The organism is Amycolatopsis sp. NPDC047767 (genome assembly GCF_040704195.1).
Lineage (GTDB): Bacteria > Actinomycetota > Actinomycetes > Mycobacteriales > Pseudonocardiaceae > Amycolatopsis.
This window is the reverse complement of the sequence record NZ_JBEYSJ010000010.1, coordinates 184,889-201,130: the sequence shown is the minus strand read 5'-3', so window position 1 is coordinate 201,130 and position 16,242 is coordinate 184,889. Positions and strand designations below refer to the sequence as shown.

14 protein-coding genes are annotated in these 16,242 nt (G+C 71.2%); 7 read left to right on the top strand and 7 right to left on the bottom strand.

All coding sequences use genetic code 11. The features are described from left to right. Positions 1-39 precede the first annotated feature (39 nt). From AB0878_RS20545 to AB0878_RS20530, 4 genes are read right to left on the bottom strand one after another with little or no spacing between them, the layout of a single operon-like run. A complete protein-coding gene (locus AB0878_RS20545) occupies positions 40-2,247 on the bottom strand; it encodes a xanthine dehydrogenase family protein molybdopterin-binding subunit (protein WP_366581828.1) in 2,208 nt (735 codons plus the stop codon). Further along, positions 2,244-3,230 carry a xanthine dehydrogenase family protein subunit M gene (locus AB0878_RS20540; protein ID WP_366581827.1) on the bottom strand — a complete coding sequence of 329 codons (987 nt, stop codon included), beginning with the start codon at positions 3,228-3,230 and terminating at the stop codon, positions 2,244-2,246. Before AB0878_RS20540 ends, AB0878_RS20545 begins: the two co-directional genes overlap by 4 nt. After that, entirely contained in the window at positions 3,217-3,753 is a 537-nt protein-coding gene (locus tag AB0878_RS20535) for a (2Fe-2S)-binding protein (RefSeq protein ID WP_366581826.1), read from the bottom strand. Before AB0878_RS20535 ends, AB0878_RS20540 begins: the two co-directional genes overlap by 14 nt. Positions 3,754-3,757: 4 nt before the next feature. Continuing rightward, on the bottom strand, positions 3,758-6,574 hold the full coding sequence (locus AB0878_RS20530) for an AAA family ATPase (RefSeq protein ID WP_366581825.1): 2,817 nt from the start codon (positions 6,572-6,574) through the stop codon (positions 3,758-3,760). A gap of 271 nt (positions 6,575-6,845) precedes the next feature. Here AB0878_RS20530 and AB0878_RS20525 point away from each other — a divergent pair, with 271 nt between their 5' ends. Continuing rightward, positions 6,846-7,268 (top strand): PPOX class F420-dependent oxidoreductase, encoded by a 423-nt coding sequence (locus tag AB0878_RS20525; protein ID WP_366581824.1) that lies wholly within the window; start codon positions 6,846-6,848, stop codon positions 7,266-7,268. 263 nt (positions 7,269-7,531) lie between these two features. Here the strand turns inward: AB0878_RS20525 and AB0878_RS20520 are convergent, their stop codons facing one another. Next, positions 7,532-8,041, bottom strand: a complete 510-nt coding sequence (locus AB0878_RS20520; RefSeq protein WP_366581823.1) for an OsmC family protein — start codon at positions 8,039-8,041, stop codon at positions 7,532-7,534. Positions 8,042-8,484: 443 nt separating this feature from the next. Between AB0878_RS20520 and AB0878_RS20515 the strand changes: the two genes are divergently transcribed. Next, a complete protein-coding gene (locus AB0878_RS20515) occupies positions 8,485-8,922 on the top strand; it encodes an SRPBCC family protein (RefSeq protein WP_366581822.1) in 438 nt (145 codons plus the stop codon). 65 nt (positions 8,923-8,987) lie between these two features. Here AB0878_RS20515 and sulP read toward each other — a convergent pair whose 3' ends face one another. After that, positions 8,988-10,715: a sulfate permease gene (gene sulP, locus AB0878_RS20510; RefSeq protein WP_366581821.1), complete on the bottom strand. Its 1,728-nt coding sequence runs from the start codon at positions 10,713-10,715 to the stop codon at positions 8,988-8,990. A gap of 464 nt (positions 10,716-11,179) precedes the next feature. On the opposite strand from sulP, the gene AB0878_RS20505 reads away from it, so the two are divergent. Further along, complete coding sequence (locus AB0878_RS20505; protein ID WP_366581820.1) at positions 11,180-11,545, top strand: DUF190 domain-containing protein; 366 nt, start codon at positions 11,180-11,182, stop codon at positions 11,543-11,545. Between the two features lie 35 nt (positions 11,546-11,580). After that, entirely contained in the window at positions 11,581-11,955 is a 375-nt protein-coding gene (locus tag AB0878_RS20500; protein ID WP_366581819.1) for a DUF190 domain-containing protein, read from the top strand. Between the two features lie 180 nt (positions 11,956-12,135). On the opposite strand, the gene AB0878_RS20495 is transcribed toward AB0878_RS20500, so the two are convergent. Further along, positions 12,136-13,029, bottom strand: coding sequence for an SDR family oxidoreductase (locus AB0878_RS20495; protein WP_366581818.1), 894 nt, complete (start codon positions 13,027-13,029; stop codon positions 12,136-12,138). A gap of 389 nt (positions 13,030-13,418) precedes the next feature. Here AB0878_RS20495 and AB0878_RS20490 point away from each other — a divergent pair, with 389 nt between their 5' ends. The 3 genes from AB0878_RS20490 to AB0878_RS20480 all read left to right on the top strand — a co-directional run bounded on the left by AB0878_RS20490 (position 13,419) and on the right by AB0878_RS20480 (position 16,203). Continuing rightward, positions 13,419-14,597, top strand: a complete 1,179-nt coding sequence (locus AB0878_RS20490; protein WP_366581817.1) for an MFS transporter — start codon at positions 13,419-13,421, stop codon at positions 14,595-14,597. A 282-nt stretch (positions 14,598-14,879) separates the two neighbouring features. Continuing rightward, on the top strand, positions 14,880-15,332 hold the full coding sequence (locus AB0878_RS20485; protein WP_366581816.1) for a carboxymuconolactone decarboxylase family protein: 453 nt from the start codon (positions 14,880-14,882) through the stop codon (positions 15,330-15,332). 46 nt (positions 15,333-15,378) lie between these two features. After that, a complete protein-coding gene (locus AB0878_RS20480; protein ID WP_366581815.1) occupies positions 15,379-16,203 on the top strand; it encodes an isocitrate lyase/phosphoenolpyruvate mutase family protein in 825 nt (274 codons plus the stop codon). Positions 16,204-16,242 lie beyond the last annotated feature (39 nt).

Here is a 16,242-nt window from a genome sequence, read left to right as displayed (position 1 = left end):
GCACGTCAGACCCCTGCTTCGCGAGGTGCCGCCGGCGGATCACAACAATGCGTCCAGAGTGATCGGCAGTGACCGCACGCGCACGCCGGTCGCGTGGTGCACCGCGTTGGCGACCGCCGCGGCCACGCCCACCAGGCCGACCTCGCCGACTCCCTTGGTCCCGATCGGGTTCATGCGGTCGGGCTCGCCGACGAAGGTGACGTCGATGTCGGGGATGTCCGCGTGCACGGGGACCAGGTAGTCGCCGAAGGTCGCGTTCGTGATGCGGCCGGTGGCCGGGTCGGTGACCGTGTCCTCGAACAGGGCCATGCCGATCCCGCCGATGACGCCGCCGATGATCTGGCTGGTGGACGTCTTCTCGTTGAGGATGCGGCCACCGTCGATCACGGACACCACGCGCGTCACCCGGACCAGGCCGAGGTCCTCGTCGACCCGGACCTCGACGAAGTGCGCGCCGAACGCCCCCGCGGGCGCCATCCCCAGGCGGTGGGGATCCGCAGGGGTGCTGCTCCCTTCGGCGGACAGGTCCGGCAGTCCGTGGCGGGCCAGGATGGCGGTGTAGGTCTCGCTGCGCTCCGGGTCATCGCGCCGTCGGATCCGTCCGCCGGTGGCGATCACGTCGGCGGGATCGCTGCCGCGCAACGGTGATCCGGGGTCGTCCCGCACGAGGTCGAGCACGGCGCCGATCAGCCGCGCACACGCGTCGTGGACGGCCGAGCCGAGCGCGCCGGTGAGCCCGGACCCGCCCGCCTGCGGTGCCTTCGGCAGGTCCGAGTCGCCGAGGTCGAAGTGCACCTGCTCCAGTGGCAAGCCGAGCAGCTCCGCCGACAGCTGGGTCATCACCGTGTAGGTCCCGGTGCCGATGTCGATCGCCGCGCTGCTGACGGTGGCCCGCCCGTCGGCCGCTACCGTCGCCCGCGCCGAGCACGGTGCCTGGTACCACGGGTAGCTCACGCCCGCCATGCCCTGGCCGACGAGCCAGTGCCCGTCGCGAAGACTGCGCGGCTCGGCCGGGCGCCGGGACCACCCGAACCGCTCGGCACCCACGGTGTAGCACTCCCGCAGCGCCTTGCCCGACCACGGCAGGCCCAGCCCGGGATGGGTGTCGGCGTAGTTGCGCAGCCGCAGGTCCAGCGGATCCATCCGCAGTGCCAGCGCCAGTTCGTCCATCGCCGATTCGAGCGCGAAGCTTCCCTGTGCCTCGGCCGGTGCCCGCATCGAGACCGGGGCCGGGATGTTCACCCGCACCTGCTGGTCCCACGTGCGGATGTTCGGGCAGCTGTAGGCCACGGCGGAGCCCGCCGCGAAGGGCTCGTAGTCGTCGTCCTCGACGGCCAGCAGCGAACGGCTCCGGTGTTCCAGCGCCAGCAGCCGGCCGTCGGCGCTCGCACCGAGCCGCACCCGCTGCACACCCTTGGGCCGGTGACCGACCGAGGTGAACATCTGCGGCCGCGTCAGCACGAGCTTCACCGGCCGGCCCAGTTCCCGCGCTGCCATCGCCGCGAGGATCACGTGCGGCCACGCCCGCAGACCGGCACCGAATCCTCCGCCGACGAACGGGCTGAGCACCCGCACCGACTCCTCGGGCAGGCCGAACACCACGGCGAGCGTCTCCTGCACCATCGACGGCCATTGCGTCGAGTCGTGCACCGTGAGCCGATCACCCTCCCACTCGGCGAGGGTCGCGAACAGGCCCAGTGGGTTGTTGGTGTTGTCCGACGTGGAGTACTCGGCCTCGACTGTCACGTGCGCCGCGGCCAGACCCGCCGCGAGGTCCCCGCGCTCCTGATCCAGGCCCCACGGGTTGTCGACGGTGGCCGCACGAGGATCGTCGGCGTCGAGGACCGGTTCGGCAGCCGCGTACTCGACGCGCACCAGCGCCGCGGCCGCGTCGGCCTGTTCGCGGGTCTGCGCGACGACGAGCGCGACGTGCTGCCCGTGGTGCAGCACGCGGTCGTCCTGCATCGGAGCGGGCGGCGACGAGCCCAGCGCGGTCATCGGTCCCCGCACCAGCGGGGGCACGTTCAGGTGGCTGAACACCCGGACCACCCCGGGCGCCGATTCGGCGGCGGCCGAGTCGATCGCGGTGATCCGCCCGGCCGCGACGGTGCTCCGCACGAGGGCGGCGTGCGCCTGGCCGGGAGCGCTGAAGTCCGACGAGTAGCGCGCCTGGCCGCTGACCTTCCGGGGCCCGTCGACCCGGTTCAGCCCGGCGCCGATCAACGGCAGTGCCTGGAAGGTGGTCATCGGGAGATCTCCGATACGGTCTGGAGCTGCCGGACCAGTGCCCGTTGGGCCAGCTCGACCTTGAACTCGGTACCCGGCACGGTCCACGCTCCCGTGAGCGCGGCCGCCGCGGCCGCCCGGTAGCTCGTCACGGTCGCCGGTGCCCCCCTGAGCACCTCCTCGGCCGCCGGGGCCCGCCAGGGTTTCGACCCGACCCCGCCGAGACCGATCCGCGCCGTGCGGACCACCCCGTCGTCGATCTCGAGTGCCGCGGCCACCGAGACCAGAGCGAACTCGTACGACACCCGGTCTCGGACCTTGAGATAGCCCGAGCGCGTGGTCTCCGGCAGCAGCGGGATCTCGACCTCCGTGATCAGCTCACCGTGTGCCAGCACGGTTTCGACGTCCGGCGTCGTGCCCGGCTCGAGGTAGAACTCCGTGAGCGGCACGGTCCGCTTCCCCCCGGCGCCCTCGATGTGCACCAGCGCGTCCAGCGCCACGAGGGCCACGGCGAGGTCGGACGCGTGCAGCGCGATGCACCGCTCGCCGACGCCGAGGATGGCGTGCATCCGGGCCGGTCCGGTCACGGCGGCGCAGCCGGACCCCGGGGCACGCTTGTTGCAGGTCGCGACCGCCGGGTCGCGGAAGTACCGGCAACGCGTGCGCTGCAGGAGGTTGCCGCCGATCGTGGCCATGTTCCGCAACTGCACGGAGGCCCCCAGCAGGAGCGCCTCTCGCACCACGGGCAGCCGGTGCGTGACAAGCGGATCCGCGGCCAGCTCCTCCATCGTGGTCAGCGCGCCGACGTGCAGCGAGCTCCCGGCGCCGAGGACGCCGCGCAGTGGCAACCGGGTGATGTCGACCAGCCGCTCGGGTGCGAGGACACCGTCCTTCATCAGGTCGACCTGGGTGGTGCCGCCGGCGAGGTAAGCGGCGCCGATGCCCTCCGACGCCGCCAGCGCGTCGGCCACCTCGGACGTCCGGACGTACTCAAACGAGCGCATCGGTACCTCCCGCGTCCGCCACTTCGCGAATCGCGGCCACGATGTTCGGGTACGCGGCGCAGCGGCAGAGGTTCCCGCTCATGAACTCGCGGATGTCCTCGTCGGTTCTCGCGCGGCCCTCGGCCAGCAGCGCCACGGCCGACATGATCTGGCCGGGCGTGCAGTACCCGCACTGAAATGCGTCGTGCCGGACGAACGCCTCCTGTATCGGGTGCGGGCGTCCGTCGCGGGTGAGCCCCTCGATGGTGGTCACCTCCCGGCCTTCGCACGACGCGAGCAGCGACAAGCACGAAAGGACCCGGTGCTTGTCGACGAGAACTGTGCACGCGCCGCACGCGCCCTGGTCGCAGCCCTTCTTGGTGCCGGTGAGGTCCAGCCGGTCGCGCAGGGCGTCGAGCAACGTGACGCGCGAGTCCGCGACCACCACCCGCGGTTCTCCGTTCACGACGAATGCCGTGGTGATCTCGGTGGCGTCCGGGGCAAGGGTCCGCGACGCCGTGCGTAGCCTGGGTGTGGAGGTCATCCCCTCAGCGTGGTCCCCCGCCGCCGTCTCCGGACCCGGGAGTCACCCCGGTCGGCCCGCGGACGGGCCCGGGGTGAGCCGGCCTCGGCAGGCTGCGCAGCTGCTTGCGCGACGTGACGCCGAGCTTGCCGAACACCTTGCCCAGGTGCCATTCCACCGTGCGCGGGCTGAGGAACAGCCGCGTTCCGATCTCGGCGTTGGACAGGCCTTCCTGGACCAGCCACGCAATCTGGACCTCCTGCGCGGTGAGCTCCGAATTTCCTTCGGCGGCACGCCGGCGCGGCACTTCCCCGCCCGGACGCAGCTCCCGCTCCGCCCGGCGCGCGAACGCGTCCATCCCCATCGCCGTGAACAAGTCGTGCGCGGTCCGAAGCTGCTCGCGCGCCGCCCGCCGTCGCCGGTTGCGGCGCAGCCACTCGCCGTACAGCAGGTGGGCTCTCGCCAGTTCGCCGCGCACGCGTGTCCGGCCGAGCCGTTCGACGGACTCCACGTAGTTGTCCTCGGCGACCGAGCCCTCGGTGACCAGCGCCCGGCAGCGGGCCTCGATGCCGAGCGCCCATTCCGTGCCGCTGACCCTGGTGTGCGCGGAAAGCCGCCGCAACGCCTGCGCGGCCTCGTCAGGTTGCCCGTTCCGGGCCGTCGCTTCGACGCGTTCGGCCATCATCCAGAGCCCCGCACCGACCAGCAGCTGTTCCTGCTCCACGAGGTCGGTCGCGGCCACCGCGTCGGCGTAGCGGCCCAGGCTGTTGCCCAGCAGCGCCTCCGCCCACGCGTAGATCTGCGCCCCGGAGCCCTCACCGCGAGCCAGCACCTCGGCGCGGGTGGCGGCGACCATGGCCGAAGTCTCTTCCTCGCGGCCCTGCCAGGCGGCGAGCATGACCGCTCCGTAGGGCGCGAGGCCGACGCCGATCGTTTCGGCCAGGACATCGATTTCGCCGACCAGCGCGGCCGCCTCGGCCAGCTCGCCCAGGACCACGTGCACTGCCACCCGCGAGGTCACGGCGAGTGGCAGTGTGGTGAGCGCCCCGGCCGCGCGGGCCTGCTCGACGTGCCGGGTCGCGAGCCGTTCCCAGCTCCGGTAGTCCCACAGGTCGGGTGCGGTGGTGCCGGCGAGCCAGAGCCAGCGCAGCTCGTCCACGCCGCCGCCGGTCTCGTCGCAGAACGCACACAAGGCCCGTTTCAGCAGGTGGCTGCCGGCGGCGAGCTGACCGGTGTCGCGAGCGGCCAGGCCGTCGAGGAGCAGGTCCGCGGGGGTGGGCGGACCTGGCGGAGCGGGGGCGCGCCGGGCCGCTTCCGCCACCTCGACCACGTCGCCGCCGACCGCGAGGTGGAGCGCGAACCGCGCCGCCGACAGGGCCTGCAAATAGGTGTCCCTGGCCAGGCGCGTGTCGAACGGCTCCAGCTGCTGAGCGGTTTTGAGCAGCAGCATGGGCGCCTCCGCACCCCGGCTGACCGCGAACGCCACCTCGGCCCGGAGCAAGTTGGCCTTTGCGTGGCGCAGGTCGTCGAAGCGGCCCGCCTGAGCCACCGACAACAGGCCGAGCGCCATTTCGGGCGCGCCCGCGTCGAACGCCGCCCGCGCGGCGGCGAGCGCTCGCTCCGCCCGGCTCACCGGATCGCGGGTCAGCTCCACCGCACGAGCCAGGAACGCCGCCGCGGCGGGAAGACCGCCTCGGGCCTGCGCGCGGGTCGCCGACCGGGCCAGTTCGGCCGCGACCTCCTCGTCCGGCCCGGCGACGGCCCGGGCCCGGTGCCACGCCCTGCGGTCCGGATCGGACTCGGGGTTCGTGCACTCCGCCAGCGCCCGGTGCGCATGCTGCCGTTGCTGCTCCGTGGCGCCGTCGTACACGGCCGAGCGCACGAGCGGGTGCCGGAATCCCACCCGTGCGCCGAATTCGACGAGGCCCGCCGACACGGCGGGGGCTGCCGCGTCGACCCCCACGCCCAGCAGCTCGGCGGCACTCCACACGAGCACCGCGTCGCCGAGCGGGTCGGCCGCCGCGACCAGCAGCAGCCGGCGGGACGCTTCCGGTAGCCGGGTGACTCGTTCCTGGAAACTCGCCTCGATCCGGCCGGGTGAATCCCGGGCAGCCGGCAGGCCGAAGCCACCGGCGAGTTCCGAGGGCGGCATGCTCCGCGGCAACTCCAGCAGCGCCAGCGGATTTCCCCCGGCGTCCGCGACGATCTGCTCCGCCACGCGCTCGTCCACCGGGCCCGGCAGCGCCGTCCGCAACAGGGCCCGGGCGTCCCCGGCAGGCAGTCCCCGGACCGGTAGCTCGCTGACGCCGATCAACACGGCCGCGGGCACCTGCTCTCGCGTGGCGAAGACCAAGCCCACGGATTCGGCGAACAGCCTGCGCGCCGCGATCGCCAACGCCTGAGTCGAAGCGTGATCGAGCCACTGCAGGTCGTCGACCAGGCACACCAGCGGACGCTCGGCCCCGGCGTCGGCCAGCAGGCCCAGCACGGCCAGCCCGACGAGCAGCCGGTCCGGCGCCGGACCCGCGGTCAGGCCGAAGGCGGTGCTCAGCGCCTGGCGCTGCGGGGCCGGCAGCCGGCCCAGCCGGTCCAGCAGGGGTACACACAGCTGGTGCAGGCCGGCGAAGGGCAGCTCCCGCTCGGCCTCGACGCCGGCCGTGCGCACCACCCGGCACCCCGCGGCGTGCGCGGCGACATAACGCAGCAGCGAGGTCTTTCCGGCACCGGGTTCGCCGACCAGCAGCAGCGCGCGACCCTGCCCCGCCCGCACGGCTCCGACGAGCGTGTCGAGCGTTGCGCACTCTCGGTGCCGGCCCAGCAGCACCTGATCGCCTCCGTCCACCAGCTCCAGGCCACGGCTGCCCGACGTCGCCGGGGCGCTGCCGCGGACGACCAGTTTATGGCGCTTCGGGCGTCGTGGGACGTTCCGCGACCCATTCCCGTACCGCGTGGTGATCGTCCGTTGTGGACGCAGAAGGTCCGCCTGATCCCGGCTGTCCTCGTGAACGGCGCGCTCGCCACGGCGCTCCACATCACACGTTTTCGCAGGTCAAGGCCGCTGGAACCAGCCGGCAGCGTTGCGCCTGCCCCAGCGCGGGCGGATGCTGGCCGGCATGACCGAAATGGACGAGAACGAGTGGAAAGCCTTCATCGGAAAGGGAACCCGCACGGGCAAGGTGGCCACCGTCCGGGCGGACGGTGGCCCGCACATCGCACCCGTGTGGTTCCTCCTCGACGGCGACGACCTCGTGTTCACCACGGAGAACGTGACCGTGAAAGCCCACGACCTGATCCGCGACGGCCGGGCCGCGGTCTGCATCGACGATCAGGTGGCTCCCTACTCCCACGCTGTCCTCTGGGGACACGCGGACATCTCCGAAGACCCCCGACAGTTGCGCACCTGGGCAACGAGCATCGCGGCCCGCTACATGGGCGAGGACCGCGCCCGCGAGTTCGGCGAACGCAACAGCGTGCCCGGCATGCTGCTCGTGCGGATGCGCATCGAGCACGTCAGCGCCTACGCGGCCATCGCCTGACTCGAGCGTGACCGCCGCCGGACTACCGGCCGACCCGCCGAAACATGGATCCATGCGCGCAATCGCTTGAGACACTCCCGCCCCGTCGGCCGAGAAGCCGTTGCAGTGGAAGGAAGTCGCCGCTCCCTAGCCAGCTGCGCACACGGGTCGGAGCCAGCGTCGGCCGCGCGAACCTGCACTTGGTCGAAGGCGACTGGCGAGCGGCCGAGGGACACGGACCGATCCTCGTCGACTGACCTCGGGCGCCGTCGGTCCGCGACGGTTCAGTTCGCCGCGAGCGTCACGGCGAATTCCGGCGGTGTGCGCAGCGACTGGAACACGACGCAGTAGCGCTCGGTGAGCTTCTTCAGCGTCGCGAGCTGGTCGGGGTCGGCGTCGGTGTCGAGGTCGAACGACAGGCGGATCGCGCGGAAGCCGACGGGGGCGTCCTTGGCGACGGCGAGGGTGCCGCGGAAGTCGAGGTCGCCTTCGGCGCGGACGCGGCCGCCGCGGACGTCGAGGCCCAGGGACGTCGCCACCGCGCGCAGCGTGACCCCGGCGCAGGCGACGAGCGCTTCGAGCAGCATGTCGCCGGAGCAGGCGAGGGTGCCGTCGCCGCCGGTCGCGGGGTGCAGCCCGGCCTCGACGATCGCGCGGCCGGTCTCGACCTTGCAGGAGATGCCGAGGCCGTCGAGCTGGGCGTCGGCGTGCAGCGTGACGAGCGCGCTCTCCGGTTCGTCGCGGTACTTGTCCTTCAACGGGGCCTGGGTCGCGCGCAGCTCTTCGGTGTCCATGCGCTCGATTGTGCCCATCTTTCCCGGAAATCAAAAAGGTGAGGACCCGCGAGGGAGGTGGTTGCGCCCGCAGCCACGGAGGACTGGACCAGCCGACGACCAGCGAAAGCACGGCCCGGGGGCGGCCTCGTCGTACGGAGGCGGCCGCCGGCCGGCGCGGAGATCGGTGGTCATGAATGTTCGTTATGGGGTGCTGTGGCGGCAGGCGCCGCCGCCTGCGGAGCGCGCGGCCGAGTGGGTGACCCGATGCACGCACCGCGCCGGGAAAAACGCAGGTCACCTCCTTCTCGATGAGCGAAGGCGGCTCGTGGCGGTCGCCCACGCCGGCCGGGCCGACGGGCACCGCGGCCAGGTCGGGCGGGTTCCGAGCGTTCGATCATCCGCCGCATTTTCGCTACGATTCGCCGGCACCGAGAATGTTCGATCGACAGCTTGGAGTGACCATGCCGCGCCCGTACGCCAGTGGAGTCGTCGCCGCGCCCGTCGAGAAGGTCTGGGCCCAGGTCCGTGCCTTCGGAGACTTGTCCGCCTTCCTGCCCGCGATCGGGCACAGCGAGATCGTCGAGGGCGTCGACGCGCAGGCCGGGGCCGTCCGGCGGCTCACCCTCGCCACGGGCGGCGACCCCTTCGACGAACGGCTGGTCTCCCTGGACGACCCCGGTCGCACCCTCACCTACGCGTTCGTCGGCGCGAACCCGTTCGGCGTGCGCCGCTACGTCTCGACGGTCCGCGTCTGCCCGGTCAGCGACACCGGCGAGTCCTTCGTCGAGTGGTGGGCCGAGTACGACGCCGACGCGGGCCAGGAGGAAGAGCTCAACCGCACCTTCGCCGAGGACGTGTACGGCAGCGGCATCGCCGGGCTGCGGAAGGTGCTCGGGTAGGGACCGGCTCGGGTAGGGAGAACGCCGTGGTCGAGGTGATCACGGCGTGCGGGTCGGCGGCGCGGTCACCGTTTTCCTGAAGGACGTTCGTCCGTGCGGAAGGGAACCCACTCGGCGCTCGTCTCCTTCCTGAACGCGGCCACGGCCGCGCCGACGGTGGGATAGAAATGAGCCGGGTCGAGGCTGCGGGTGAGCTCGTAGCGGTCGATCTTGCGCCGCACCGGGTCCTTCAGCTCGGCCAGCACCAGGTGGGTGTCGCGCGCGTTGAGCTCGTCGTCGAGTTCCCGCAGCATGTCGGCGGCGGTGGTGTCCACATCGGTCACCGGCTCGGCGGCCACGACGATCCAGCGCGGAGCCGGCGTGGCCGCCGCCAGGCGGCGGACCTCGTCGCGGAAAGTTCTGGCGTTGGCGAACATCAGTGGCGCGTCGAAGCGGAAGAGCACCAGTCCCGGCAGGCGCAGCGCCCGCGGGTAGGACCGGACGTCGTGGAAGCCGGGCAGGTCGGGGACTTTCCCGAGGATCGTGTGGTAGGGCAGCCACGACCGCCGGAACACGTTCAGGATCGACAGGACCACCGCGATGGCGATCCCGGGCAGCACTCCGAGCAGCGCGACTCCGGCCAGGGCGGCGATCGACAGCAGGAACTCGGTCTTGCGCTGTTTCCACAGCCGCACTGTGCCGCGCACGTCGGCCAGTGACACTGCGGCGGTGATCACGATCGCCGCCAGCACGGGCTGGGGCAGGTTCCGGAACAAGCCGGGCACCAGCACGATCATCACCGTGATCAGCACGGCGCCGACGACCCCGGTCAGCTGGGTCCGGGCCCCCGCCTGCTGCGCCACCGCGGTCCGCGAACCACTGGTGCTGACCGGAAAACCCTGGAACAGCCCGGCCGCCAGGTTCGCCACGCCGATTCCGGTCATCTCCCGGTTGCCCTGGACCTCTTGCCCGGTGCGGGCGGCGAAGGCCGAGGCCGTGGAGATCGTGTCCGCCAGCGACACCACCGCGATACCCACCGCTCCGGCGAACAGCGGTGCGAGATCGGCCAAGCCCACATGCGGCAGCGTCAGCGGAGGGAAGCCGGCCGGCAGGACACCGACCAGCTGCACCCCGCGGGCGCCCAGATCGAACAGCGGAACCGCGGCGATCGCGAGCACCACGACGACCAGAACCGCGGGCACCTTGCGCACCCAGCGTTGCAGCACCAGGATCGCCGCGACACCGCAGAGCCCGACCGCGGCGGCCGCGCCGACCACCTCGCCGCCGGCGATTCCCCGCGCCACGGCGCCGATCTCGGCGAGGAGCCCTTCCGCGTCGACGCTGAACCCGCACAGTTTGGGCAGCTGACCCACCACGATGGTCAAGGCCAGCCCGTTGAGGTACCCGATCATCGTGGGCTTCGAGATCAGGTCGGCGATGAACCCGAGCTTCGCGACTGCGGCGACGAGCATGATCACCGCGACCATGATCGCCAGCATCGACGCGAGCGCGACGGCGCGGGCCGGGTCCCCGTTCGCCGCGACGAGGGGCAGAACGGTCGCGGCGATCATCGGTCCCAGCGAGGAATCCGGCCCCAGCACGAGAATCCGCGAGGGTCCGAAGACCGCGTAGGCCAGCAGGCACAGGATCGACGTGTACAGCCCGGTGATCGCCGGCAGCCCCGCGAGTTCGGCGTAGGCCATGCCCTGTGGAACCAGCAGGGTCGTGAGGACGACGCCCGCCACGAGGTCCTTCGCCAGCCAGCGCCGCTGGTAGGTACGTACTTGCTGCAGGCCGGGGATCCACTGGGCCATGGCGCCGATCCCTTCTGCCGGCGGGCGGTTCGACGCGATGCTAATCGGGCCGCGGCCGCCGGTCCTCGCCTCCGAAGGACGAACCAATCCACAGCACCGCTCTATGACGCTCGACCCGGCGCGGCAGAACTCGGTCTGGCGGGCGAGGGCGCGCGGGTGACGGGGCGTGCGCGAAGAGGTGCATCGCGAGCGCCTTGCGAGCCCGGAACCGGTCCCGCGGGCGGCGGGTGAGCGCAGCTCGGGTCCGGCCGAGGTGCTGACCTGCCGGCGGCATCCGGCGGGCACACGCGCCGGCCGGGCGAACCCCTGCTCACGGGCGTGCGCGCGGACTTGACCCATCGCCGCGGCGGGGATGTACTGGTAGTGGCGATGGATCCCGCCTGGGCCCCACGGCCCGAACCGCCGGACGCAACGGCTGATGGCTTCCTGGACGATGCAGTGCTGCAGCGGACCGGGAGGACGTCGTGACGACAACCAGCCACTCTCTGCGATTGTCCATCTTCCTCGGCGAAGGCGACATCTGGCGGCACCGGCCGCTGGATGCCGAGATCGTGGCCCGCGCGCGCCGGGCGGGCCTGGCCGGGGCGAGCGTGTTCCGCGGGATCGCCGGCTACGGCGCGACCTTGCGCATCCACACGCCACACCGGGTGCCGCTCGGCGCGGACCTGCCGTTGCTGATCGTCATCGTCGACTCCCCCGCGAAGATCCGGGAGTTCCTCACGCAGCTGGACGACCTCGAGCTCACCGCGCCCGTGGTGATCGACGAGCTCGAGTCCCTTCACTTCACCGAATCGGCTCCGGCCCGGTCACGCTGGTCGTGGGCGACCTAGGAGCCGGTGGCGGCCATCCCACTCGAGAGGAGTGCATGACGATGCAGCTCACGGGAACCGCGCTACGCATGACGATCCTCATCGGCGAAGACGACGTCTGGCAGCACACACCGCTGCACCGCGAGATCCTCGACCGCGCACGCAAGGCCGGCCTCGCCGGCGCGACGGTCGTGCGGGGCTGCGAGGGGTACGGCCTGCACCGCATGATCCACACGACGCGGATGCTGAGCATGGCCGACCACATGCCCATCCTCGTCCTGATCATCGACCGGCCGGACAAGATCCGGGCATTCCTGCCCCAGCTGCAGGAGGTGATCAGCAACGGCACGGTCATCCTCGACAACGTCGACGTGATGACCATGGGGTGGTCCACGCTCGGCCCGGCGGCCGGATCTCGCACGGAAAACTGACCCGCTTCACCGGCGAGCTCACGACCGCAGCGCACCGCGAGCCCCCACGGCCGTGCGCTGCACCGCGGGGGTGGCCTGCCCCAGTCCTCCCACACGGGCCGGCCACCCCCGCCCCCCGTCGTCGCGAGGTGACTCAGAACCGGTGCTCGGCCACCGTGCCGAGGCCGGCCGGTCCTGTGGTCAGTTGCGGCCGGCCATGACGCCACCGTCGACGTCGACGATCGCGCCGGTCATCCAGCTCGCCTTGTCCGAGAGCAGAAACGACACCATGTTCGCGACGTCTTCCGGCGTGCCGACGCGTCCCAGCGGATGCATCGTGGAGAAGTTCGTCTCCGGGTCGTCGCGCTGGTCTTCGGGAACCAGAAGGAAATACGGCGGCGTCTTCACCGACGCCGGCGCGACCGCGTTGACCCGGATGGCGTGCGGCGCCAACTCGATCGCCAGGGCCTTCGTCAGCGAGTGCAAGCCGCCCTTCTGCAACGAGTGGCCGGTGTGCGGCTTCGCCGCCACGCCCTGATGCGCCCACATCGAGCCGATGTTCACGATCGCGCCACCCTCGCCCCTGGCGATCATCCCCGCGACGACCGTCTGAGTGATGAAGAACATCGCCCGGTTCAACTCGGCGAACGAGTCGTAGAACGCCTCGTCGTACTCCGTGAACGCCTTCGGCACGAAAATGCCCGCCGCGTTCACCAGCAGGCTCGCATCGGCGTGCTCGGCCGCGAGCTGCTCCCGGACCGCCGGAACCTGGCTGCGATCAGTCAGCTCGGCCACGATGCCCCACGCCTTGCCCTGCCGCGACAGCGTTTCCACCGCCGTCCCGAGCTTCTCGGCGTTTCGGCCCGTGATCACCGCACTGCCACCACCGGCGAGCACCTGTTGCGCCGTCGCCAGCCCCATACCACTGCTGCCGCCGACGATGACGACCTTGCGTCCCTCGAAAATCCCACCCATGGACCGTTCCTTCCCGAATCGGCAACAACCACGCATCCGCAAACAAATGGGAAGAGAACCAGCACACCGCCCGATGAGCCCCCTACACCCATCGGACACCTCCCACCGCAGCAAGATCAAGTCAACTCCCCCGCGCGGCGCGACCGCACCCGTGGCGATCCCGGGCCGACCACACCCGTAGGTCCCGGCCCGCCGGTACCGGTCGCCCCAGCGCTGGGGACGCGAGGCACACCCGCACCGCCGGATCACGGTCCGATCTGCGCGGCGGGTGGACCACCCACCACCCACCGAGTGGACCAAATGGTCCGCCCTGGTGCATGATGGTCGCGCCGGTGAACGAAGTCGACTCAGTCGATCCCCGCGTCTTGCTTCCGCGGATGGGCAGCATCCCGGCACCTCCGCACCGCCGTCCGGCAGGTGCGCCGCCGTCCGGAACAAGCGAAAGGCACGCCCCGATGCGAAACGCGGCACCAGCGCTCGACGAGGGTCGCCCGACGAGGACGCCGCAGGTGGCGTTCGTCTCCGCGGTGATCTCCCTCGTGGCCGTGTTCGCCGCGGTGGGCTCGACGATCCCCCTGTTCAACATCTACCGGGCCGAAGACGGGTTCACCAACGCCGGCATCTCGGTAACCGTCGTCGCCTACTCCGTCGCCACCCTGACCACGCTCCTGGTACTGGGGAGGCTGTCCAACCACCTCGGCCGGCGGCCCATCTCGATCGCCAGCCTCGCGCTGCTCATCCTGGGCTGCGTGGTGCTGTTGAACGTCCACGACATCGTCGTCCTGGTCGCCGGCCGGCTCCTGATGGGTCTCGGGGCCGGCCTGGCCAGCAGCAGTCTCACCTCCTACATCGTCGACGCCGCCCCGAAGAGGCCGGCCTGGCTGGCTTCGGTGGCCTCCAGCCAGACAGTCATGCTCGGGCTCGCCCTCGGCGCCATCGCCTCGGGTGCCCTCGTCCAGTTCGGACCTTGGCCGCGCGACCTCGGATACCTGATCGTCATCGGCCTGCTTCTCTTGTCGGTCGCACTCATCGCCGTCAGCCCGGAGACCGCCACCCCGACGCCGGGAGCCTGGCGATCGCTGCGCCCGAGGGTCCTCGTGCCGGCACAGGTCCGTGGGCTGCTCCCCGTCGCGGCAGCGGTGCTTCTGGCCACGTGGGCGGCCGGCGCCTTCTACCAAGCGTTCGTGCCCGCGCTGGTGGAAGATCAGCTCCACACCCGCAGCCCCCTCGTCCTCGGGCTGGTGTTCGCCGCCTACATGGGTCCGAGCGTCCTCGGCGCTCCCCTCGGCGGCAGGTTCACCCCGGCCGGCGCCCAACGCGTTGGCATGATCGGCTTTCTGGCGGGAATGGCCGGCGTCATCACGGCGATCGTCACCGGCACCCTCGTGCTGTTCATCGCCGCGACCATCGTCGCGGGAGCGAGCCAAGGCATCGCGATCAGCGCCGCGACCCGCGGCCTGCTGTCCGGCAGCACCCTCGCCGACCGCGCACCGACGTTCAGCGTGATCTACCTGCTCTCCTACAGCGGTTCGACGATCCCCGCCCTCATCGCCGGCCAGCTCTCCGGCACCTTTTCCCTGCAGCAGATCGCCTTCGGCTACGGCGGGCTCGCTCTGGTCGCGACCGTGTTCACCGTTCTCGCCGCACGCAACCCGCACACCGGCCCGAAAGGCCCGTCCGGGCAGTGATCGACAGCGATCGATCACCCACTGCCGAGCCGGCTCCACCACGACCCCAGGAGAAGTTGAGTCGCAGACTTTGGTCTGTATAGTCCATAATCGGTGCGTCCGCGACGACGAGGTTCGGGACTCTGCAGCACCAGGAGCCCGGGCTCGGGCTCGACGACGGCTACTCACACCGGAGGTCGATTCACTGTGTCACGACTGAACACTCCCGCCCCCGACGAGGTCCCTGAAGGTGCTCAGCGGATCCTGGACAACGTCGGCACGCAGCTCGGTTTCGTTCCGAACATGTTCAGGACCATCGCGTCCAACCCGACCGTTCTCGAGGTCGTCACGACGCTGCAAGGAACCTTGAGCCGGGTCCTGGACGCGCGGACCCGGCACAGCATCGCGCTGGCCGTTTCGCACGCCAACGAATGCAGTTACTGCCTGGCCATGCACACGTACGTGTCGTCCGAGTTCGGCGGTATGTCCCATGAGGACATCGAGCTGAGCCGCGGCGGGAGTTCGGTCGACCCGAAGCGCGCCGCGGCCGCCCGCTTCGCGAAACGGGTCGTCGACAGCCGGGGGCAGGTCAGCGACGCCGACCTCGCGGCCGTGCGAGACGCCGGATACACCGACTCCCAGGTCTTGGCGATCGTCACGGTGGCGGTGCAGGCCCTTCTCACCAACTTCATCAACAACGTCAACCAGACCGACATCGACATCCCCGCCGTGGACTCGGCCACCGCGCCTCGCTGACCGCGCTACCTCCACTCGCCGCAAGTTGATTCAGGAAAGATGCGATATGCAGGGCTCCGAGCTCTATGAGAACTTCATGGCGCTGCACACCCGAGACGGTGGCCTCGTCATGCCGAACGCCTGGGACGGCCTCTCGGCGCTGATGCTGGCCGACGCCGGCTTCGAGGCGATCGCGACGTCGTCGGCGGCGCTCGCCGGCACGCTCGGCCGTTCCGACGGGCGGCACGAAGTCACGCGCGACGAGCATCTCGGCCATGCCCGGCTCCTCGGCCGGCTCACCGGGCTCCCCGTCAACGGAGACTTCGAGGACGGTTACGGCGACACGCCCGAAGACGTGGCAGCGACCGTCGAAGCCGCCGTCGGCCACGGCCTGGCCGGCATCGGAGTCGAGGACACCTCGGGCATCCCCGAGTGCCCGATCCGCGACTTCGACGAGGCGGTCACCCGCGTGCGCAGCGCCGTGGACGCGGCCAAGCAACGCATCGTCGTCACCGGCCGCACGGACAACTTCATCCAGGGACGGCCCGATCTCGACGACACCATCCGGCGGCTGACGGCCTTCGCCGAGGTCGGTGCGGACGTGGTCTACGCCCCGTACCCGCCCGACCTCGCCGCGCTCGAGGCGATCGTCGCCGCGGTCGCGCCGACGCCGGTCAACGTGCTGGTGTCACCCGCGGACAAGGTGCTGACCGTCGCCGAGCTGCAGAAGGCCGGCGTCAAACGCATCAGCCTCGGCCCGTGGCTCTACACCCACGCGATGGCGGCACTCGATCAGGCCACCAAAGCGCTCGTCGCGGGTGACCTCGCGGCGGCGGCCACCGGTCTCGGCTTCGACCGCATCGGTGAACTCCTCGCGCGCGGCAAGAACTAGCCCGGACCCGGGCACTGCCCTCACCTGATTGATCACCCG